The sequence below is a fragment of the Pseudomonas sp. PvP001 genome, from assembly GCF_040546375.1.
GTDB classification, from domain to species: Bacteria; Pseudomonadota; Gammaproteobacteria; order Pseudomonadales; family Pseudomonadaceae; genus Aquipseudomonas; species Aquipseudomonas coleopterorum.
This window is the reverse complement of sequence record NZ_JBEPNQ010000001.1, coordinates 2,690,334-2,709,535: the sequence shown is the minus strand read 5'-3', so window position 1 is coordinate 2,709,535 and position 19,202 is coordinate 2,690,334. Positions and strand designations below refer to the sequence as shown.

Sequence of the window (19,202 nt, the reverse complement as noted above, 5' to 3'; positions counted from 1 at the left end):
GGCCGGCCACTGGAGCCCTAGAGGTGCTGCATCATCTTGCGCACGCCGGCGACATGGCGGCGGCTGACGATCAGCGCATCGCCGTTGAGACCTTTCAGGTAGAGCTGAAAGTGGCCCAACGGTGTGCGCTGCAGACGCTCGATGCGCTCGCGGGCCACCAGGGCGTTGCGGTGAATGCGCACGAAACGATCGCCGAACTCGTCTTCCAGTGCCTTGAGCGGCTCGTCGAGCAGCACTTCGCCGCCCTCGTGGCGCAGGGTCACGTACTTGTGGTCGGCGATGAAGTAGATCACCTGGTCCAGCGGAATCAGCTCGATGCCTTTACGGGTTCGCGCACTGATGTGGCTGCGCGGACCGGTACCGGCCTCGGCAGCAGGACGAGTCAGTGCAGCCAGCTGCACACGGTTGGGCTTTTCGGCCTTTTTCAGCGCTTCGAGCAGATGTTCGGAGCGCACCGGCTTGACCAGATAACCCACAGCGCTGACCTGGAATGCGTCCAGGGCGAACTCGTCATGGGCGGTGCAGAACACCACCGCTGGAGGCGTGTCGCGCTCGCACAGCTTGGCGGCGACTTGCAGCCCATCCAGGCCAGGCATGCGAATGTCGAGCAAGACCACATCGGGCTTCTGCGCCTCGATCATGCTCAGGGCTTCTTCACCATTGCTGGCACCGGGTTCGAGCACATGATAACCCTCGAGCTCGCCAACCAATCGGCTCAGGCGCTCGCGGGCAAGGGGTTCGTCATCAACGATCAGGACATTCATATAGCGCTGGATTCCTGCGTGAGTCTCGCACATGGATAACGTAGACAAGTGAAGTGACGACCGTCACGGCGATTCACGCTAAGACTTGCGCGCGGACCGAAAAGTGCCGCAAGTCGAGCGCCAATGTTTGCCAGTGCCTGCTGGGTTCCGCCTGACGCGTGCCCTGCGGCGGCCTCCTGGTAGGGATTGCTGATGGTCAATATGAACTCTCCCCCTTTATAGTCGGCCTCCACGCTGACCACCCCGCCCGAGATCAATGGGGCGATGCCATGCACCAGCGCATTTTCCAACAATGGTTGCAAGGTTAGTTGAGGGATCGGCAGATCATCCGGGATTGTTTCGATCCTCCAGTGCAACTGTAGACGCTCGCCGAGACGATATTGCTCAATCGATAAATAACGTTTGGCCAATTCAACTTCGTCCCGCCACATGACCAGGCTGTTGGGCTGGGCGAGACTGGCGCGGAACAGGTCGGACAGGTTGAGCACCGCCTGCTCGGCCTTCACCGGATCGCTGACCACCAGGCTGGCGATGCTGTTCAGGCTGTTGAACAGGAAGTGCGGACGAATGCGCGCCTGCAAGGCCTGGATGCGCGACTGCAGTTCAGCCTGCTGCTGGCGCCGCCACTGGCTCTGCAAGTAGAAGTAACGCAGCAGCAGTGCCGACATGATCAGCCCGATGAGGGCATGGCGCAGGTATCGGTTGACCTCCACGGTCGGCGTGTCGAGCCCGCCCAATTGAAAGTAGTCGATCACCGCTGTGCCTGTCAGGGTCAGCCCCACCACCAACGCGCAGCACAGGCCACCTGCCATGCCCGGGCGCAGCCGCGCCAGCCAGGGGCGCAGGGTACAGAGCAGGCCCGCCGAGAGCAGGACGATCCACTGCACGAACAACGACGTCAGTGCCAAGCGCACCCAGTTGAAGCCCGGATTCATGGGCTCGGCCAGCACCAGCACGAAAACCAGCAACTGCGCCAGTACGATCAGCATCAGCAGTGCCTGGGGCAGGCAGAGCTCGGGCAGGAAAAAGTCCGGCTCGGGAGGGTTCGACGGCTTGCTGAACATGGGGGGATTCCTGGCTCTGGCTAAGGTATCAAGCCTGTTCGCGGCCGCTCACCGCTCCCACAGGAATCCGCGCAGATCACGTGTAGGAGCGGTCAGCGGCCGCGAAGAGATCAACGCAGACAATAGACATCTGCACTATGCCGCCAACAGACCCAGGCCGCATTTGTTATTATCGCGGCAATTTCCCGTTCACGCCTTGCACGAGCCTATTCATGAGCACTGACAAGACCAACCAGTCCTGGGGCGGCCGCTTCAGTGAACCCGTCGACGCCTTCGTCGCCCGCTTCACCGCATCGGTCGACTTCGACCAGCGCCTCTACCGCCATGACATCATGGGCTCGATCGCCCACGCCACCATGCTGGCCAAGGTCGGCGTGCTCACTGATGCGGAGCGCGACACCATCGTCGACGGCCTGCGCACCATCGAGCAGGAAATCGAGGCCGGCCAGTTCGACTGGCGCGTGGACCTCGAAGACGTGCACATGAACATCGAGGCGCGCCTGACCGATCGCATCGGCGTGACCGGCAAGAAACTGCACACCGGGCGCAGCCGCAACGACCAGGTCGCCACCGACATTCGCCTGTGGCTGCGTGACGAAATCGACCTGATCCTGGACGAAATCACCCGCCTGCAGCAAGGCCTGCTGGAGCAGGCCGAGCGCGAAGCCGACACCATCATGCCGGGCTTCACCCACCTGCAGACGGCCCAGCCGGTGACCTTCGGGCATCACCTGCTGGCCTGGTTCGAAATGCTCAGCCGCGACCATGAGCGCCTGGTCGACTGCCGCAAGCGCACCAACCGCATGCCCCTGGGCAGCGCCGCGCTGGCCGGCACCACCTACCCCATCGACCGCGAGCTGACCTGTCAGTTGCTGGGCTTCGAAGCGGTCGGTGGCAACTCGCTGGACGGCGTTTCGGACCGTGATTTCGCCATCGAATTCTGCGCTGCGGCCAGCATCGCGATGATGCACCTGTCGCGGTTTTCCGAAGAGCTGGTGCTGTGGACCAGCGCGCAGTTCCAGTTCATCGACCTGCCCGACCGTTTCTGCACCGGCAGCTCGATCATGCCGCAGAAGAAGAACCCCGACGTACCGGAACTGGTGCGTGGCAAGAGTGGCCGGGTGTTCGGTTCGTTGATGGGCCTGCTGACCTTGATGAAGGGCCAACCGCTGGCCTACAACAAGGACAATCAGGAAGACAAGGAACCCTTGTTCGACGCCGCCGACACATTGCGCGACTCGCTGCGAGCCTTCGCCGACATGATCCCGGCAATCAAGCCCAAGCACGCCATGATGCGCGAAGCCGCGCTGCGTGGCTTCTCCACGGCCACCGACCTGGCCGATTACCTGGTGCGCCGTGGCCTGCCGTTCCGCGATTGCCACGAGATCGTCGGGCATGCGGTGAAGCACGGTGTGGACACCGGCAAGGACCTGGCGGAAATGAGCCTGGAAGAGTTGCGCCAGTTCAGCGACCAGATCGAAGCGGATGTGTTCGAGGTATTGACCCTGGAAGGCTCGGTCAACGCCCGCGATCACATCGGCGGCACCGCGCCGGCTCAGGTACGTGCAGCCGTGGCTCGTGGCCGGGAATTGCTGGCGGCTCGCTAAGTGTGCCTGGCAGGTCCGGCCTCTTCGCGGGCAGAGACCCGCTCCCACAGTAGGTGTTGAACATCCTGTGGGAGCGGGTCTCTGCCCGCGAAGGGCGCCCCACAGAACCCGACATTGACCCCCATCGAGAACATGCCATGAGCGACAACCTGATAGACGAAGACGAAGCGTTCGCCGAGGCCACCCTCACCCAGGCCATCGAGAACCAGATCGAAAGCGACAACCCGCCGGCTGCCAAGGCCACGTTCAACAAGCTGACGCTGGTCGGTTACGAGCGCGAGGACATCCTCAACATGATGGCTCATGTGTTGGCGATCGAGATCGACGCCATCCTGGAGCAGGACCGGCCCTTCGACACCGCCTGGTACGAAGCCGCACTGCGCGCCCTGCCCGAGCTGCCACCGGAAAAAGTCTGACGCTGCACAGGCGCGTTCGCCCAGGGCTGACTACACTGGAAAAACCCCGTTGCCACCGCATCAGGGGTACAGCGCACAGCGCCATTCGGCGCTGTCGTTCATTCCATAAGAAAGTCGGGAGCGCCTATGTCGTCCTACACCCCGGAACTGGTTGCCGAGCTGGAAATCCTTGCCCTGTTCAACCTCGGCAACACCATGGAAGGTCTGAAAATCCACCACACCGCGTCGCCCGCGGCCATCGCAGCCGCCACTCGCCTGCATGACAAGGAACTGATCACCAAGCCTGACGGCGGCTACCTGACCAGCCTGGGCCATGAAGCGGCCGAGCACGCGCAGTCGTTGCTGACCATCCTGACGGTGGCCGAACCTGCCTGAGCGGCAGAGGCTTTATCGATCGTCCGCAGGCGCCGACAGCGCCTGCAACCGGCGCTGCTCGGCAGCCGCGATGATTTCGCGCCGAGTGTCGTCATCGGCCGAGCGCCAGGCCCTGATGTCCTCGACGTGGCGGAAACAACCCTGACAGACCCGCTCTTCGTCCAGTCGGCACAAGCTCACGCAGGGCGACTGTACCGAGGGGCTGACATTGCTGTAGAGCGGCTTGGGGGCGCGTGCAGGCTGGCTCACAGGCATCAGATCTCTTCGAAGTCCAGCTCGACGCCGGCCTGTTCCTTGGTGGCCCGGGCCAACACTTCGCCCAGCAACTCCTCGGATTTCTCGCAGCTCCACTTGCCCGACTCTTCGTCGTAGTCGAAGTGATAGCCACCGGAGCGTGCGGCGAGCCACAGCTGGCGCAGCGGCTCCTGGCGGCTGATGATCAGCTGGCTGCCGTTGTCGAACTTGATGGTCATCATGCCGGCGGAAATCTCGATGTCGTCGGCGTGGCCTTCGAGCAACTCCTCCAGCGCCTGCTGGGTGGCATCGACCAGGTCGTGGAAACGGGCTTCGGTCAAACTCATTGCAGGAACCTCGGAAAGTGTCTGTGCGCGCTACGGGCGGCAAGATACGAGCAGCCAGCGGTTTATGCAAAGCATAATGCACCCGTCTGGATCGATGGCACTACCGGCAGCCCACCTGCATAGCCACCATGCCGGGCGCTGGGTATACTCGGGCGCAATTACTGCTTATACAAAGGATTTCGCCATGAAGCGCCTGATCTCTTCCCTGGCCGCGCTCGTCGCCGTTGCCTGCCTGGTGTCCGCCTGCGGTCAGAAGGGCCCGCTGTACTTGCCCGATGACAGCAAATCCCCCGAAGACCAAGCCAAGTCGTCGCAACCGCACAAGCATTACTAAGGGAACACCATGGACGCTTTTCAACGCCGCGACGGTGAACTGTTCGCCGAAGGCGTAGCGCTGTCTGCCGTGGCCCAGCGCTTCGGCACGCCGACCTACGTCTACTCGCGCGCCCACATCGAGGCGCAGTACAACGCCTACGCCGATGCCCTGCAGGGCACCTCCTCGCTGGTCTGCTTCGCCGTGAAGGCCAACTCGAACCTGGCCGTGCTCAATGTCCTGGCGCGTCTGGGCGCCGGTTTCGACATCGTCTCGGGTGGAGAGCTTGAGCGCGTGCTCGCCGCTGGCGGGCGCGCCGATCGCGTGGTGTTTTCCGGCGTCGGCAAGACCCGCGCCGACATGCGCCGCGCCCTGGAAGTGGGCGTGCATTGCTTCAACGTCGAATCCACCGACGAACTGGAGCGCCTGCAGGAAGTGGCCGCCGAACTGGGCGTGCGGGCTCCGGTGTCGCTGCGGGTCAATCCGGATGTCGACGCGGGCACCCACCCGTACATTTCCACCGGTCTGAAAGAGAACAAGTTCGGCATCGACATCGCGGCAGCCGAAGACGTCTATGTGCGTGCCGCGCAACTGCCCAACCTCGACGTGGTGGGCGTGGACTGCCACATCGGCTCGCAGCTGACCACCCTGGCGCCGTTTCTCGACGCGCTGGACCGTCTGCTCGATCTGGTCGATCGCCTGGGCGATTGCGGCATCTACCTGCGCCATATCGACCTGGGCGGTGGCCTGGGCGTGCGCTACAGCGAAGAACAGCCGCCGCTGGTGGCCGACTACATCAAGGCCGTGCGCGAGCGCCTGGACGGCCGCGAGCTGACGCTGGTGTTCGAGCCGGGACGTTTCATCGTGGCCAATGCCGGGGTGCTGTTGACCCAGATCGAATACCTCAAGCACACCGAGCACAAGGATTTCGCCATCGTCGATGCGGCCATGAACGACCTGATCCGTCCGGCCCTGTACCAGGCGTGGATGAACGTCACTCCGGTCAAGCCGCGTGAAGGTCAGGCGCGCGCCTACGACATCGTCGGTCCGATCTGCGAAACCGGTGACTTCCTCGCCAAGGACCGTGAACTGGTGCTGGCCGAAGGCGACCTGCTGGCGGTGCATTCGGCCGGCGCGTACGGTTTCGTCATGAGCTCGAACTACAACACGCGCGGCCGTTGTGCCGAGGTGCTGGTCGATGGCGACCAGGCGTTCGAAGTCCGCCGCCGCGAAACCGTGGCTGAGCTTTTCGCCGGCGAAAGCCTGTTGCCGGAGTAATCCCATGCTACTGCGTTTTACCAAGATGCATGGCCTGGGCAACGACTTCATGGTGCTGGACCTGGTCAGCCAGCATGCCCACATCCTGCCCAAGCATGCCAAGCAATGGGGCGATCGCCATACCGGCATCGGCTTCGATCAACTGCTGCTGGTCGAAGCACCGAGCAATCCGGACGTCGACTTCCGCTACCGCATCTTCAATTCCGACGGCTCCGAAGTGGAACAGTGCGGCAACGGCGCGCGCTGCTTCGCCCGCTTCGTGCTGGACAAGCGCCTGACGGCCAAGAAGACCATCCGCGTGGAAACCAAGGGCGGCATCATCACCCTGGACGTTCGCAGCGATGGCCAGATCAGTGTCGACATGGGCCCGCCGCGCATGCTGCCGGCCGATATCCCGTTCCAGGCTGACGTCCAGGCGCACAGCTATGCGCTGTCGGTCGATGGCCAGAGCGTCGATATCGCGGCACTGTCCATGGGCAACCCCCATGCGGTGCTGCGCGTGGACGACATCAACAACGCACCGGTGCACACGCTGGGGCCGAAGATCGAACATCATCCGCGCTTTCCGGCACGGGTGAACGTGGGCTTTCTGCACGTCGTCGATCGTACCCGCGCCCAGCTCCGTGTCTGGGAGCGTGGCGCCGGTGAAACCCAGGCCTGTGGTACCGGCGCGTGCGCCGCCGCAGTCGCGGCCATCAGCCAGGGCTGGATGGACTCCCCGCTGCTGCTCGATCTGCCGGGCGGGCGCCTGTCCATCGAATGGGCCGGGCCAGGCCATTCGGTGATCATGACCGGCCCTGCGGTGCGGGTCTTCGAAGGACAAGTGCGTTTATGAGCGAGTACAGCCAATGACCGATCAGCCTCAAGTACCCGCGCCTGCGGAGCTCCTGGAGGCTTCGGCCGTGGCCGAGTTTCTCGCCGCCAACCCGGCCTTCTTCGAGCAGCATGAAGAACTGCTGACCCAACTGCGCCTGCCCCACCAACGCGGTGACACGGTGTCGCTGGTGGAGCGGCAGATGACTCTGCTGCGCGAGCGCAACGGCGAGATGCGCCAGCGCCTTTCGCACCTGATGGAAGTCGCCCGCGACAATGACCGCCTGTTCGAGAAGACTCGACGACTGATTCTGGCCATGCTCGATGCCGCGTCCCTGGATGAGTTGGTGATCAGCGTCGAGGACAGCCTGCGCGAAGACTTCCAGGTGCCGTTCGTCAGCCTCATCCTGTTCAACGACATCCCTGCGCCAGTGGGTCGCAGCGTGACCAGCGGCGAAGCCCAGCAAGCCATCGGCGGCCTGTTGTCGGAGGGCAAGTCGCTCAGTGGCGCCTTGCGCGAACACGAACTGGCGTTCCTGTTCGGCAGCGATCAGGCCTCGCAGGTCGGCTCGACCGCGCTGGTGCCATTGTTGCACCAGGGCCTGCACGGCGTGCTGGCCATCGGCAGCCGCGACCCTGCGCATTACAAAAGCTCGGTGGGCACGCTGTTCCTCAGCCACATCGGCGAAGTGCTCAGCCGGGTATTGCCGCGTTACACCGGCGCCTTGCGCTCGGTGCGCTGAAGTGCGTGAACAGCTGGACGCCTACTGCACGCACCTGCGCAGTGAGCGCCAGGTGTCGGTGCATACCCTGGATGCCTATCGGCGTGACCTGACGAAAGTCGTCGAGTTCTGCGAGAAGGAAGGCCTGGCCAGTTGGCAGGCATTGGACATCCAGCAGTTGCGGCGCCTGATCGCGCGCCAGCATCAGCAGGGACAGTCGTCACGCAGTCTGGCGCGCCTGCTTTCGGCGGTGCGCGGTCTGTACCGCTATCTCAATCGCGAAGGCCTCTGCAGCCACGACCCGGCCAATGGCCTGGCCCCGCCCAAAGGCGAACGGCGCCTGCCCAAGACGCTGGACACCGATCGGGCCCTGCAGCTGCTCGAAGGAGCGGTGGAAGATGATTTCCTGGCTCACCGCGATCAGGCCATTCTTGAACTGTTCTATTCCTCGGGCCTGCGGTTGTCAGAGCTGACCAGCCTCGACCTGGGCCAGCTCGACCTCGCCGATGGGCTAGTGCAGGTGCACGGCAAGGGCAGCAAGACCCGCGTGCTGCCCGTCGGGCGCAAAGCGCGCGCAGCCCTGGAGCAGTGGCTGTCCATGCGCCCGATGAGTAATCCGATCGACGACGCGGTGTTCGTCAGCCAACAGGGCCGACGTCTCGGACCGCGCGCCATCCAGGTGCGGGTCAAGGCCGCCGGCGAGCGCGAGCTGGGGCAGAACCTGCATCCGCACATGTTGCGCCACTCGTTCGCCAGCCACTTGCTGGAGTCATCCCAGGACCTGCGCGCCGTGCAGGAAATGCTCGGCCACGCCGACATCGCCACCACGCAGATCTATACCCACCTGGACTTTCAGCACCTGGCCAGTGTCTATGACAGTGCCCATCCACGGGCCAAACGCAAAGGCGGCGACTCATGAGCATCAAGCTGATCACCTTCGACCTCGACGACACCCTGTGGGACACGGCCCCGGTGATCGTCAGCGCCGAGGCCATCCTGCGTGATTGGCTCGCCGATCAGGCGCCGAAGCTGGGACCGGTGCCGGTGGAACACCTGTTCAAGATCCGCCAACGCCTGGTCGATGCCGATCCTTCGCTCAAGCATCGCATCAGCGCGCTGCGCCGCCGCGTACTGCTGCACGCCATGCAGGAGGCCGGCTACCCGGAAGACGAAGCCGGGCCGTTGGCCGACAAGGCCTTCGAGGTATTCCTGCATGCCCGGCATCAGGTGGAGATCTTCCCGGAGGCCCAGCCGACCCTGGAAATCCTCTGTCAGCGCTACACCCTGGGCGTGGTCACCAACGGCAACGCCGATGTGCGCCGGCTGGGCCTGGCCGACTTCTTCACCTTCGCGCTGTGCGCCGAAGACCTGGGTGTGGGCAAACCGGATTCGCGGCCTTTTCTGGAAGCCATGCGCCTGGGCGGCGCAGGCGCTCATGAATCGGTGCACATCGGCGATCATCCGGGCGATGACATCGCTGGCGCGCAGAAGGCAGGCATGAAAGCCATCTGGTACAACCCGCAGGGCAAGCCATGGACCGCCGAAGGCAAACCCGACGCCGAAGTGGCCAGCCTGGCCGAACTGCCCGCGCTGCTAACCCAGCTAGCCTAGTCAGCGCTGTGGGAGTGGGGCGGGCGGCGAGCCCTCTGCCCGCGAAGAGGCCCAAACTGCCCACCTCACACCCACAAAAAAGCCCGCAGCGACCGCGGGCTTTTTCGTCAGCGCGCCAAGCGCAGCAGACCGTCAGATAGGACGGCTGCCGTACTTGTTGTCGGGCTTCTTGGGTGGATCGGCCACCACATTGGGCTCGACTTCCTGCACCTTGCCGCCGCGCGAAAGAAATTCTTCCATCGCCCGCGCCAGCGCATCGCGCTCTTTATTCTTGGCTTCGATACTCGGCAGTTCATCCACCGACACCGCGGCCTTCGCCTTGCCTTTGGCTGCAGGTGCGGGCGTGTCGCCACCTTCGTCGTCCGCCACGTCTTCGGCAGCGGCTTCGAGGGTTTCCTCGGTATCGTCTTCTTCGCCTACTTCGAGGTCGTCGTTTTCCAGATCATCGTCGCTCATGTTCTACCTCATGACTTGCGAAAGCAGATTATTTATAGCCCAGCTTTACCTTATGTCGACGGCTGCCGGAAAAAATTCACATCCACTGATAACCAGCGGTCAAGCGTCCTCGCCATACAGCGTGGCAAGGACCCGACGCGCGCCGCCATGATCGCGATGCTCGCCCAAATAAATACCTTGCCAGGTACCTGTCGCCAGCCTTCCCGAGGTAACCGGAACGGTCACCTGGCAGCCCAGCAAGCTGGCCTTGAAGTGCGCAGGCAGGTCATCGGGGCCTTCGTCGTTGTGTTCGAAACCGTCCGAGCCCTGTGGCACCAGACGGTTGAAGAAGCGCTCGAAGTCCCGGCGAACGGCCGGATCGGCGTTTTCGTTGACGGTCAACGATGCCGAGGTGTGTTGCAGCCACAAGTGCAGCAGGCCTGTGCGGCATTCGCGCAGGCGCGGCAGTTGTGCAAGCAACTCGTCAGTCACCAGATGAAACCCGCGAGGCCTGGCTCGCAAGGTGATGAGGGTCTGCTGCCACATACCGTTCTCGTCCGTTCGGGGCGCATTCTAGCGCGCTCTGGGAAAAAGCAAAGAGCCTGTTCGTGACTGTTTTGCAGTGAGCCGCCGTCCTCGATCGCTACGGCAAAGGGCCGCCCCGGCGGTAAACCCGCAGGGACTGAAGCAGATGACAAATCGCAGGCAAAAAAATGCCCGGCAAGCCGGGCATTTTTTTCCGAACGGTTACAAGTTGTAGCCGCGCTCGTTGTGTTGCGCGAGGTCAAGGCCCACGGCCTCTTCTTCCTCGTTGACTCGCAGACCCATCACCGCATCCAGAACCTTGAGGATGACGTAGGTCACGATCGCGGTGTAGACCACGGTGAAACCGACACCCTTGAGCTGGATCCAGACCTGCGCGCCGATGTCTTCGACGGTGCCGAAACCACCCAGTGCGGGAGCGGCGAACACACCGGTCAGGATGGCGCCGACGATGCCACCGATACCGTGTACACCGAAGGCATCCAGGGAGTCGTCGTAGCCCATCTTGCGCTTGAGCGTGGTGGCGCAGAGGAAGCAGATGACACCTGCCGCCAGGCCGATCACCAGGGCGCCCATCGGGCCGACGGTGCCGGCAGCCGGGGTGATGGCAACCAGGCCAGCGACCACGCCCGAAGCGATGCCCAGCGCGCTTGGCTTGCCGTGGGTCAGCCACTCGGCGAACATCCAGCCCAGTGCAGCGGCGGCGGTTGCGATCTGGGTCACCAGCATCGCCATGCCGGCGGTGCCGTTGGCGGCAGCGGCGGAACCGGCGTTGAAGCCAAACCAGCCGACCCACAGCATGGCTGCGCCGATCAGGGTGTAGCCCAGGTTATGCGGCGCCATCGGCGTGGTTGGGTAGCCCTTGCGCTTGCCCAGCACGATGCAGGCAACCAGACCCGCCACACCGGCGTTGATGTGCACCACGGTGCCGCCGGCGAAGTCCAGCACGCCCCAATCCCACATCAGGCCGCCGTTGCCGGACCAGACCATGTGCGCGATCGGTGCATAGACCAGGGTGAACCAGATGGCCATGAAGATCAGCATCGCGGAGAACTTCATGCGCTCGGCGAAGGCACCGACGATCAGCGCCGGGGTGATGATGGCGAAGGTCATCTGGAAGGTGATGAACACCGCTTCGGGGAACAGCGCCGCAGGGCCGGTGATGCTGCTTGGGGTGACGCCGCTGAGGAACGCCTTGGACAGGCCGCCGACGAAGGAATTGAAGTTGACGACGCCTTGTTCCATGCCGGTCGTGTCGAAGGCCAGGCTGTAGCCGTAGACCATCCACAGAATGCTGATCAGGCCGGTGATGGCAAAACACTGCATCATCACCGAGAGCACGTTCTTGGAGCGCACCATGCCGCCGTAGAACAACGCCAGGCCAGGAATGGTCATGAACAGCACGAGGGCGGTCGAGGTCAACATCCAGGCGGTATCGCCGGAGTTGAGAACGGGGGCTGCCGCCTCGTCCGCCAAGGCAAGGCCAGGCATTGCGAGGGACAACAGGGCTCCTAGCCCTGCGAATTGACGCAGAGTCATATTGTTTACTCCTGGGGCGTTGGGTTGTGTCGGCTTTTTTTTAGATTGCGTCGGTATCGGTTTCGCCGGTACGGATGCGAATCGCCTGTTCCAGATTGACCACGAAAATCTTGCCGTCGCCGATCTTGCCGGTGTTGGCGGCCTTGGTGATGGCTTCGATGACGCGATCCAGATCCTTGTCGTCGATGGCAACGTCGATCTTGACCTTGGGCAGGAAGTCGACCACGTACTCCGCGCCGCGATACAGCTCGGTGTGGCCTTTCTGCCGACCGAAACCCTTGACTTCGGTTACGGTGATGCCCTGCACGCCGATTTCCGACAACGACTCGCGGACGTCGTCCAGCTTGAATGGCTTGATGATGGCAGTGACTAGCTTCATGAAACTCTCTCCCGAATTGGTGGACTTGCCCCAGGAAAACAAACCCGGATCAAGTCTAAGCGCAGTGCCTGGCTTTGTAACGCATCGTCGACCCCGCAGCCCCGGACCGACACCAGATAAACTGCTCCTGACGAAACACATCCTGCGAAGCTCAGCACTGCTCTCGTCACGGCGAGTCCATCAGTGCCTGGGTCACTTGGCTCTAAGCAGAAAGCTTGCCATGTCACGCAAACCGCGTGATTTCGCCGCCCTGCCCGGCTTTTGTGCAACTCCGCCGGCAGGTCGCGCCGGCAGGTGCACAACAAGGGTGCAGCCATGGGCACGCTCGTGCTCGAAAACCGTGCGCGGCCGGCCTGCTTTTCAGCATGGGGCTGCGTGATACACTGCAACCCACTCTGCCTCAGGATATTTTCCATGCTCGCGCCCAAAGCTTTTCTCGACGCCCTGAGCGACCACGCATCCCGCCTGCTCAGCGGCGACACCGCGCAGCCGCGCGCCGAACTCGAAAGCCAGTTCAAGGCCTTGCTGCAGTCCGGTTTCAGCAAGCTGGACCTGGTCAGCCGCGAAGAATTCGACAGCCAGATGGTCTGTCCTGGCGCGTACCCGTGCGCGATTGGAGAGCCTGGAAGCCAAAGTCGCCGAGATGGAAGCCAAAGCTGCACCCAAGGCCGACTGACATCAGGGGTGCAGCACGTCGCTGGGGCGACTGCACCGCTTTGCGTCACTCCCAGGCATTGCCATTGAACATGTTATTGAACGGCAGGGACGTGCTTCGATGAACCGCAACGAGCTGCGCAAGGCCGATATCAACCTGATGGTGGTGTTCGAAGCGCTCATGCTCGAGCGCAACGTCACCCGCGTCGCGGAAAAGCTGTTCCTCGGCCAGCCCACCGTCAGCTCGGCGCTGAACCGGCTGCGCGCCCTGTTCAACGACCCTTTGTTCATCCGCATCGGCCATCGCATGGAGCCCACCGCGCGCGCCGAGGAAATCATCCGGCACCTCTCGCCCGCGCTGGACGCCATGTCCGTCGCGCTGAGCCTGACCCACGATTTCGACCCGACCGTAAGCACCATGACCTTCCGCATCGGGCTCTCCGACGACGTCGAGTTCGGCCTGCTGCCGCAAGTGCTGCGCGCCTTGCGCACCGAGGCGCCAAAGGTGGTGATCGTGGTGCAGCATGTGGATTACTGGCGCATCCCCGACCTGCTCGCTTCCGGCGACATCACCGTGGGCATCAGCCAGACCCGCGGCCTGCCGGCCAACGCCAAGCGCAAACTGCTGCGCCGCATGCGCCCGCGCGTACTGCGCGCCGACAAGTCCGCCACGCCGCTGACCCTGGACGAATACTGCTCGCGCCCCCACGTGCTGGTGTCGCCTACCGCGCACACCAGCGGCATTGCGGACGAGTGGCTGCACGAAATAGGTCGCACACGCCAGGTGGTACTGTCGGTGCCCCAATTCAGCTCCCTCCCCGCCCTGCTCGCCGGCACCGACCTGCTCGCTGGCCTGCCCGACTACGCCGCAACCGCCATGGCCGCCCATGGCAATCTGTTCGACGAACCGCTGCCGTTCGATGCGCCCACTCTGGATCTGTCGATGGTGTGGTTGAGCATCACCGATACCGATCCCGCGGAGCGGTGGTTGAGGTCACGGTTGGAGGCGTTCATGGGGGATCGGGGTGGGGTGGTGTAGGGATTGGGGATGCGTTGGTTTGGCTTGTTGCTTTTTAGTGAAGGCGAGCCATTTCCGGTTAAGATTTTCTGAGCGATTGGCGCATATTTTAAAAAAATCTTGGCTGCGTTAAGAAAATCTGACCGAAGACAGGGGGCAAAATGGGAAATCTGGTGGGTTACGCCCATTTGATCGATGCGATGGGCCTGAAGGCTATCGGGGTAAGGAAGCCTGCGCTCGTTCAACCTATCACCCGTATTGAGCGGATCAATGGCGCACTTGCAGTGCCACAGGCGGTTGCACCGGAGGCTGGGGATTTTCTCGCCCACATCATCTTTGCCCTCAAACATGAGGGCGTCAACCTGTCTATTTTGGCGCAGGCTGTACCTCGCATCGAGGGCCGACTTCTTGTCGAGGCCATAGACCAATCTCCCAGCAGCGGTTATCTGCGCAAAGTCTGCTTCCTCTGGGAAGCCTATTCAAACCGTTTATTGGACTACACGGAAAAGCCCCGTGGCCCCGGCGTCATGTTGTTTGATCCAGAGCGTTACATCACGGGTCCGTCAGTGCGAAACAGCCGCTGGCGCGTGGACTTCAATGGGCTAGGAACGCTCCAATATTGCGTGACGGTTGAACGCACGCCTGAGGTCCAGGCTTTGCTTGAATACGACATTCTTGGACGTTCGAAAGAGTTCATTGCTTCCTTGCCCAAGGAAATGATGGATCGCGCCATAAACTGGGCGTACCTGAGCGAAACAGATTCTTCATTTGCGATTGAAAAGGAAGCACCCAGCGAGCAAAAGTCAGAGCGTTTTGTTCAGTTGCTGCGCCAGGCACATAACCGCCAGCCGCTCACCGAAGACTACTTGGTCTGTCTGCAAAACAGTGCAATTTCCCAACCGCTCGAATGGGCGGTGGCGTTCCGCCACGAACAAAACCACCTGACCAACTCCTTTCGAGGGGCGGCGGGGATCACCTATATTCCCCCTCCTCCAGACCTTTGCCGGGAACTGATGTTCGAACTCATGGCGTTCGCAAACCGCGCACCCTTGGAGCTCGACCCGCTGGTGGCCGCCGGCATTGCTTCATTCGGATTCGTGTTCTTGCATCCCTTCATGGATGGGAATGGGCGACTGTCACGCTTCCTGATACACCAGGCATTGTGCTGCAGCGGCGCGCTGGAGAACGGTTTGTTACTTCCTGTATCTGTGGCGATGAAACGAGAGGAGCAACGCTATCTTGAAGCGCTCCAAAGTTTCTCGAAACCTGCAAGGCAATTCTGGGACGTTAGTTGGATCGATGCCGACAACATGGCGCTGAACTTCACGGGCGACCCGAGCCTATACCGCTACTGGGATGCGACTGAATGCGTGGCCTTTACGCTGGAAATGGCCAGGCGTGCGCTGGAAGTCGAGCTGAGGGAAGAAACCGAGTATCTGCAACGGTACGACACGCTGTTCAAGGTGGTTAATGACAACTATGACGTGCGCGGCAGTCTGTTGAGTAAGCTGATTATGCAGTGTTTAGACCAGAACGGGGTCGTATCAAAAGGCCGGCGCAAGCAATACAACGGGTATATCCAAGAGGAGGTTTTTGATTTCCTCGAAGTTCATGCTCAGGCCCTTCTTGCAGAAGCCTACGCCGAGCCCGACGGCCAATAGTCCAGCGACCAGGGCGGTTGAATGGCGGATGGCAGATCCCTTGTGCACAGCCATACCTATCTCAGCCGCGCCATTCCGATGGGCTATCAGCTATCCATGGCGACGGGCTCAGATTGCCCGCGATGGCCAATATGGCCCAGGTGACCAGATCCTCGCGAGAGATCACATACTGCTTTCTTCCGTAGCACCGTGAATCATTTCCCCACTGGCATACCCGCCCTCATCCACTACCCTCGCACCACCACCGCAGGAAGCGGTTCATCTTTCAACGCATGGAGCACGCATGTCTCTCGCTATCGTTCACAGCCGGGCTCAGGTGGGTGTGGGTGCGCCTGCGGTCACGGTCGAGGCGCATCTGGCCAATGGGCTGCCGGCGCTGACTCTGGTGGGGTTGCCGGAGGCATCGGTCAAGGAGAGCAAGGATCGGGTGCGCAGCGCGATCCTCAATTCGGGGCTTGAGTTTCCGGCGCGGCGGATCACGTTGAACCTGGCGCCGGCGGATCTTCCGAAAGACGGTGGGCGGTTCGATCTGGCCATTGCGCTGGGCATCCTGGCGGGCAGTGGGCAGATTCCGGCGATCACCCTGGATAATGTGGAATGTCTGGGCGAGCTGGCGCTTTCGGGTGCCGTGCGGCCGGTGCAGGGGGTGTTGCCCGCTGCCCTTGCCGCTCGCGACGCGGGACGCACGCTGATCGTGCCCAGGGATAACGCCGAAGAGGCGGCGCTGGCCTCGAACCTGACGGTGATCGCTGCGGACGATTTGATGCAGTTGGTCAGTCACTTCAACGGGCGCAACCCGATCAGCCCCTTCAATGCCAATGGGCTGCTGCTGGTGAGCAAGCCTTATCCGGACTTGAGCGAAGTACAGGGTCAGGTCGCGGCCAAGCGCGCGTTGCTGGTGGCCGCCGCTGGCGCGCACAATCTGTTGTTCAGTGGCCCACCGGGAACAGGCAAGACCTTGCTCGCCAGTCGATTGCCCGGATTGCTGCCGCCGCTGGACGAGCGCGAAGCGCTGGAGGTAGCGGCCATTCAGTCGGTAGCCAGCCATGTGCCGCTGAAGAACTGGCCGCAGCGGCCCTTTCGGCATCCCCATCATTCGGCATCGGGTGCGGCGCTGGTGGGCGGCGGTAGTCGGCCGCAGCCAGGGGAAATCACCCTGGCGCACCATGGCGTGCTGTTTCTCGATGAATTGCCGGAGTTCGACAGGAAGGTGCTGGAGGTCTTGCGCGAACCCTTGGAGAGCGGCGAGATCGTGAATTGCGCGGGCGCGGGACAAGATTCGTTTTCCTGCGCGGTTCCAATTGGTGGCGGCGATGAATCCGTGCCCCTGTGGGTATCTGGGTGACCCCAGCGGTAAATGCCAGTGCGGCAGCGATCAGATCCAGCGGTACCGCAACAAGCTGTCCGGGCCGTTGCTGGATCGGATCGATCTGCATCTCACGGTGGCGCGGGAGGCGACGGCCCTGAGTCATGAGCCACAGGCGGGTGAAAACACAGCCAGTGCTGCCACCAAGGTGGCCGAGGCGCGTGAGTTGCAGAATCGGCGTCAGGGTTGTGCCAATGCGTTTCTCGATCTGCCGGGGTTGCGCAAGCATTGCAGGTTGTCGTCCGAGGACGAGCGCTGGTTGGAAACCGCGTGTGAGCGGTTGACGCTGTCGCTGCGCGCAGCGCATCGATTGTTGAAGGTGGCCCGCACCTTGGCGGATCTCGAGCAGGCGAAAGATATCGAGCGGGCGCATGTTGCGGAAGCGTTGCAGTATCGGCCTTCGGCGCAGTGAGCCGTGACGGGGGATGTGCAGTGTAGCGAGAAGCATGATTGCGTTTCAGCAGGCCCATCGGGGATACCGCCGACGCGGCTTGCACCGCTGCTACAGGGGATCGGGCATTCATGCATTACCGCGTCGGCCATGGACACGGTGTTCGTGCGTCACCGCGTCGGCCATGGATGCGGTGTTCGTGGCTCACCACGTCGGTGGAGGATTGGGATACCCCTGTAGCAGCGGCGCGAGCCGCGTCGGCGGTGGGTGCGGTGTATCTGTCGGGACGCGGTCAGGCCCTGCGGGGCTTGGGGTTACAGAACGACGCGCAGGACCTGGCCGGCATGGTAGAGGGAGAAGCCGGTTTCGTAGACGCCGGTACGCAAACCAGCTGCCGACACCGGTTTGTCCGCGCAGAACGGCAGGGGCAGCTTGTCGGCCTGGCCATGCAACAAAAACTGCGCCAAGGCTTTGCCCACGACGGTGCCGGTGGTGTTGCCGCGGCCGTTGTAGCCGGTCACCGACACCAGCCCTGGAGCGGGTTCGAACAGGCGCATCAGGTGGTCGGGGGTAAAGTCGATGCAGCCAGTCCAGTGCATCTCCCAGTCGACCTTGCCCAGTTGCGGGAAGTAATGGGTCTGGATGCGGTCGGCCCAGCGGCGGATGAACCAGGCGGGTTTGTTGTCCACGCGGCCCATGCTGCCGAGCAACAGACGGCCGTCGTCATCGCGGCGGATGCTGCTCAGCACCAGTCGGGTATCCCAGGAACCTTGGCCATGCTTGAGCACGGCATCGGCGGCTGCCGAATGCAGGGGCTTGGAAGCGACCTGATAGTAGTAGCCGCGGAAGAATTGGCCGCGCAGGTTGCACCAGTCGCCTTCGGTGTAGGCACCGGTGGAAATCAGCACTTTGTCGGCGTTGACTTCGCCGTTGGCGGTCTTCACCAGCCAGCCCCCGGCTTGTTGTTCCAGACCCAGTACCGGCGAGTGCTGGAACACCTGCCCGCCCAGACACTGAACCGCCGCGCCCAGGCCACGGGTGTAGGCCATGGGATTGATGGTGCCGGCGCGGCGGTCGAGCAGGGCCGCCTCGATCTTTTCGGTGCCGCAGTAGTCGACGCATTGCGCTCCGGTGAGAAGCTCCACGTCGGCGCCCCGCCGCTGCCATTGCTCGCAGCGCGATTTCAGGTCGGCCACGCCATTGGCGTTGTGGGCCATGTGCAAGGTGCCGTCGTTGTGGGCCTGGCAGTCGATGCCATAGCGTTCGATCAGCGCGAAGACTTCGGCCGGTGCACCGCCGAGCACGGTGTTGAGGCGGCCGCCCACGGCACTGCCCAGGGTCTGCTCGACTTCGTCGGGCGGGATCCAGGTGCCGGCGTTGACCAGCCCGACGTTGCGCCCCGAGCCGCCGGTGCCGATTTCACTGGCATCGAGCAGCACCACGCGCTTGCCCTGCTCCAGTAATTCGATGGCCGCGCACAACCCGGTGATACCGCCGCCGATCACGCAGACATCCGCCTTTACCGCACTGGCCAGAGCTGCCGTGTGAGGGGGCCTGGCGGTGATGTGTTCCCAAAGACATTGTTGCCGTAGTTCGCTCATGACTCATTCCAAGCCAGGGAAATCGGGTTCGGACCGCGCCGTCGTCATCGCGGGCAGAGCCCGCTCCCACA

At 62.8% G+C, this 19,202-nt stretch carries 20 protein-coding genes and 2 pseudogenes; 13 read left to right on the top strand and 9 right to left on the bottom strand.

Features of this window, described 5'->3' with window-relative positions:
* Positions 1-17: 17 nt before the first annotated feature.
* Positions 18-764, bottom strand: coding sequence for a LytR/AlgR family response regulator transcription factor (locus tag ABMD26_RS12325; RefSeq protein ID WP_049860317.1), 747 nt, complete (start codon positions 762-764; stop codon positions 18-20).
* Complete coding sequence (locus tag ABMD26_RS12320) at positions 761-1,828, bottom strand: sensor histidine kinase (protein WP_122742983.1); 1,068 nt, start codon at positions 1,826-1,828, stop codon at positions 761-763. The genes ABMD26_RS12325 and ABMD26_RS12320 overlap by 4 nt, the downstream gene beginning before the upstream one ends.
* Positions 1,829-2,040: 212 nt before the next feature.
* Between ABMD26_RS12320 and argH the strand changes: the two genes are divergently transcribed.
* From argH to ABMD26_RS12305, 3 genes are all read left to right on the top strand, one after another.
* Positions 2,041-3,435, top strand: a complete 1,395-nt coding sequence (gene argH, locus ABMD26_RS12315; RefSeq protein ID WP_354309815.1) for an argininosuccinate lyase — start codon at positions 2,041-2,043, stop codon at positions 3,433-3,435.
* Positions 3,436-3,572: 137 nt separating this feature from the next.
* Entirely contained in the window at positions 3,573-3,851 is a 279-nt protein-coding gene (locus ABMD26_RS12310; protein ID WP_049860320.1) for a hypothetical protein, read from the top strand.
* A gap of 126 nt (positions 3,852-3,977) precedes the next feature.
* On the top strand, positions 3,978-4,226 hold the full coding sequence (locus ABMD26_RS12305; RefSeq protein ID WP_049860321.1) for a TIGR02647 family protein: 249 nt from the start codon (positions 3,978-3,980) through the stop codon (positions 4,224-4,226).
* 12 nt (positions 4,227-4,238) lie between these two features.
* Here ABMD26_RS12305 and ABMD26_RS12300 read toward each other — a convergent pair whose 3' ends face one another.
* Both ABMD26_RS12300 and cyaY read right to left on the bottom strand, forming a co-directional pair.
* Positions 4,239-4,475, bottom strand: coding sequence for a DUF1289 domain-containing protein (locus tag ABMD26_RS12300; protein WP_122743121.1), 237 nt, complete (start codon positions 4,473-4,475; stop codon positions 4,239-4,241).
* Positions 4,476-4,480: 5 nt separating this feature from the next.
* A complete protein-coding gene (gene cyaY / locus ABMD26_RS12295; RefSeq protein WP_354309812.1) occupies positions 4,481-4,807 on the bottom strand; it encodes an iron donor protein CyaY in 327 nt (108 codons plus the stop codon).
* A gap of 184 nt (positions 4,808-4,991) precedes the next feature.
* Here cyaY and lptM point away from each other — a divergent pair, with 184 nt between their 5' ends.
* From lptM to ABMD26_RS12265, 6 genes are read left to right on the top strand one after another with little or no spacing between them, the layout of a single operon-like run.
* Entirely contained in the window at positions 4,992-5,141 is a 150-nt protein-coding gene (gene lptM / locus ABMD26_RS12290; RefSeq protein ID WP_043192229.1) for an LPS translocon maturation chaperone LptM, read from the top strand.
* Positions 5,142-5,150: 9 nt separating this feature from the next.
* Positions 5,151-6,398: a diaminopimelate decarboxylase gene (lysA, locus tag ABMD26_RS12285; RefSeq protein ID WP_049860324.1), complete on the top strand. Its 1,248-nt coding sequence runs from the start codon at positions 5,151-5,153 to the stop codon at positions 6,396-6,398.
* A 4-nt stretch (positions 6,399-6,402) separates the two neighbouring features.
* Positions 6,403-7,233, top strand: coding sequence for a diaminopimelate epimerase (dapF, locus tag ABMD26_RS12280; protein WP_134722045.1), 831 nt, complete (start codon positions 6,403-6,405; stop codon positions 7,231-7,233).
* Between the two features lie 13 nt (positions 7,234-7,246).
* The gene (locus ABMD26_RS12275) at positions 7,247-7,954 is read left to right on the top strand and encodes a DUF484 family protein (RefSeq protein WP_134722046.1); all 708 of its coding nucleotides are present in this window, start codon (positions 7,247-7,249) and stop codon (positions 7,952-7,954) included.
* Between the two features lies 1 nt (position 7,955).
* Positions 7,956-8,852 (top strand): tyrosine recombinase XerC, encoded by an 897-nt coding sequence (gene xerC, locus ABMD26_RS12270; RefSeq protein WP_056844768.1) that lies wholly within the window; start codon positions 7,956-7,958, stop codon positions 8,850-8,852.
* Positions 8,849-9,544, top strand: a complete 696-nt coding sequence (locus tag ABMD26_RS12265; protein WP_354309808.1) for an HAD family hydrolase — start codon at positions 8,849-8,851, stop codon at positions 9,542-9,544. The genes xerC and ABMD26_RS12265 overlap by 4 nt, the downstream gene beginning before the upstream one ends.
* 132 nt (positions 9,545-9,676) lie before the next feature.
* Here the strand turns inward: ABMD26_RS12265 and sutA are convergent, their stop codons facing one another.
* From sutA to glnK, 4 genes are all read right to left on the bottom strand, one after another.
* Positions 9,677-10,000, bottom strand: coding sequence for a dormancy-specific transcriptional regulator SutA (sutA, locus tag ABMD26_RS12260; RefSeq protein ID WP_043192223.1), 324 nt, complete (start codon positions 9,998-10,000; stop codon positions 9,677-9,679).
* Positions 10,001-10,099: 99 nt separating this feature from the next.
* Positions 10,100-10,525, bottom strand: a complete 426-nt coding sequence (locus tag ABMD26_RS12255) for a secondary thiamine-phosphate synthase enzyme YjbQ (RefSeq protein WP_049860329.1) — start codon at positions 10,523-10,525, stop codon at positions 10,100-10,102.
* Positions 10,526-10,726: 201 nt separating this feature from the next.
* The gene (locus ABMD26_RS12250; RefSeq protein ID WP_049860330.1) at positions 10,727-12,061 is read right to left on the bottom strand and encodes an ammonium transporter; all 1,335 of its coding nucleotides are present in this window, start codon (positions 12,059-12,061) and stop codon (positions 10,727-10,729) included.
* Positions 12,062-12,101: 40 nt separating this feature from the next.
* On the bottom strand, positions 12,102-12,440 hold the full coding sequence (glnK, locus tag ABMD26_RS12245) for a P-II family nitrogen regulator (protein ID WP_002555808.1): 339 nt from the start codon (positions 12,438-12,440) through the stop codon (positions 12,102-12,104).
* Positions 12,441-12,854: 414 nt separating this feature from the next.
* On the opposite strand from glnK, the pseudogene ABMD26_RS12240 reads away from it, so the two are divergent.
* The 4 genes and pseudogenes from ABMD26_RS12240 (at position 12,855) to ABMD26_RS12225 (ending at position 17,551) form a co-directional block, all read left to right on the top strand.
* Positions 12,855-13,116, top strand: a pseudogene (locus ABMD26_RS12240) (accessory factor UbiK family protein).
* A 99-nt stretch (positions 13,117-13,215) separates the two neighbouring features.
* Positions 13,216-14,133 carry a LysR family transcriptional regulator gene (locus ABMD26_RS12235; RefSeq protein ID WP_122742988.1) on the top strand — a complete coding sequence of 306 codons (918 nt, stop codon included), beginning with the start codon at positions 13,216-13,218 and terminating at the stop codon, positions 14,131-14,133.
* 140 nt (positions 14,134-14,273) lie between these two features.
* The gene (locus ABMD26_RS12230; RefSeq protein ID WP_134722050.1) at positions 14,274-15,773 is read left to right on the top strand and encodes a Fic family protein; all 1,500 of its coding nucleotides are present in this window, start codon (positions 14,274-14,276) and stop codon (positions 15,771-15,773) included.
* 283 nt (positions 15,774-16,056) lie between these two features.
* Positions 16,057-17,551: pseudogene (locus ABMD26_RS12225) on the top strand (YifB family Mg chelatase-like AAA ATPase).
* Between the two features lie 293 nt (positions 17,552-17,844).
* Here the strand turns inward: ABMD26_RS12225 and amaA are convergent.
* Positions 17,845-19,131 carry an L-pipecolate oxidase gene (gene amaA / locus ABMD26_RS12220; protein ID WP_354309752.1) on the bottom strand — a complete coding sequence of 429 codons (1,287 nt, stop codon included), beginning with the start codon at positions 19,129-19,131 and terminating at the stop codon, positions 17,845-17,847.
* Positions 19,132-19,202 lie beyond the last annotated feature (71 nt).

Coding starts and splice junctions, on each gene's coding strand:
- ABMD26_RS12325 (WP_049860317.1), bottom strand. CDS start 764: ATGAATGTCCTGATCGTTGATGACGAACCCCTTGCCCGCGAGCGCCTG.
- ABMD26_RS12320 (WP_122742983.1), bottom strand. CDS start 1,828: ATGTTCAGCAAGCCGTCGAACCCTCCCGAGCCGGACTTTTTCCTGCCC.
- argH (WP_354309815.1), top strand. CDS start 2,041: ATGAGCACTGACAAGACCAACCAGTCCTGGGGCGGCCGCTTCAGTGAA.
- ABMD26_RS12310 (WP_049860320.1), top strand. CDS start 3,573: ATGAGCGACAACCTGATAGACGAAGACGAAGCGTTCGCCGAGGCCACC.
- ABMD26_RS12305 (WP_049860321.1), top strand. CDS start 3,978: ATGTCGTCCTACACCCCGGAACTGGTTGCCGAGCTGGAAATCCTTGCC.
- cyaY (WP_354309812.1), bottom strand. CDS start 4,807: ATGAGTTTGACCGAAGCCCGTTTCCACGACCTGGTCGATGCCACCCAG.
- lptM (WP_043192229.1), top strand. CDS start 4,992: ATGAAGCGCCTGATCTCTTCCCTGGCCGCGCTCGTCGCCGTTGCCTGC.
- lysA (WP_049860324.1), top strand. CDS start 5,151: ATGGACGCTTTTCAACGCCGCGACGGTGAACTGTTCGCCGAAGGCGTA.
- dapF (WP_134722045.1), top strand. CDS start 6,403: ATGCTACTGCGTTTTACCAAGATGCATGGCCTGGGCAACGACTTCATG.
- ABMD26_RS12275 (WP_134722046.1), top strand. CDS start 7,247: ATGACCGATCAGCCTCAAGTACCCGCGCCTGCGGAGCTCCTGGAGGCT.
- ABMD26_RS12265 (WP_354309808.1), top strand. CDS start 8,849: ATGAGCATCAAGCTGATCACCTTCGACCTCGACGACACCCTGTGGGAC.
- sutA (WP_043192223.1), bottom strand. CDS start 10,000: ATGAGCGACGATGATCTGGAAAACGACGACCTCGAAGTAGGCGAAGAA.
- ABMD26_RS12255 (WP_049860329.1), bottom strand. CDS start 10,525: ATGTGGCAGCAGACCCTCATCACCTTGCGAGCCAGGCCTCGCGGGTTT.
- ABMD26_RS12250 (WP_049860330.1), bottom strand. CDS start 12,061: ATGACTCTGCGTCAATTCGCAGGGCTAGGAGCCCTGTTGTCCCTCGCA.
- glnK (WP_002555808.1), bottom strand. CDS start 12,440: ATGAAGCTAGTCACTGCCATCATCAAGCCATTCAAGCTGGACGACGTC.
- ABMD26_RS12235 (WP_122742988.1), top strand. CDS start 13,216: ATGAACCGCAACGAGCTGCGCAAGGCCGATATCAACCTGATGGTGGTG.
- ABMD26_RS12230 (WP_134722050.1), top strand. CDS start 14,274: ATGGGAAATCTGGTGGGTTACGCCCATTTGATCGATGCGATGGGCCTG.
- amaA (WP_354309752.1), bottom strand. CDS start 19,131: ATGAGCGAACTACGGCAACAATGTCTTTGGGAACACATCACCGCCAGG.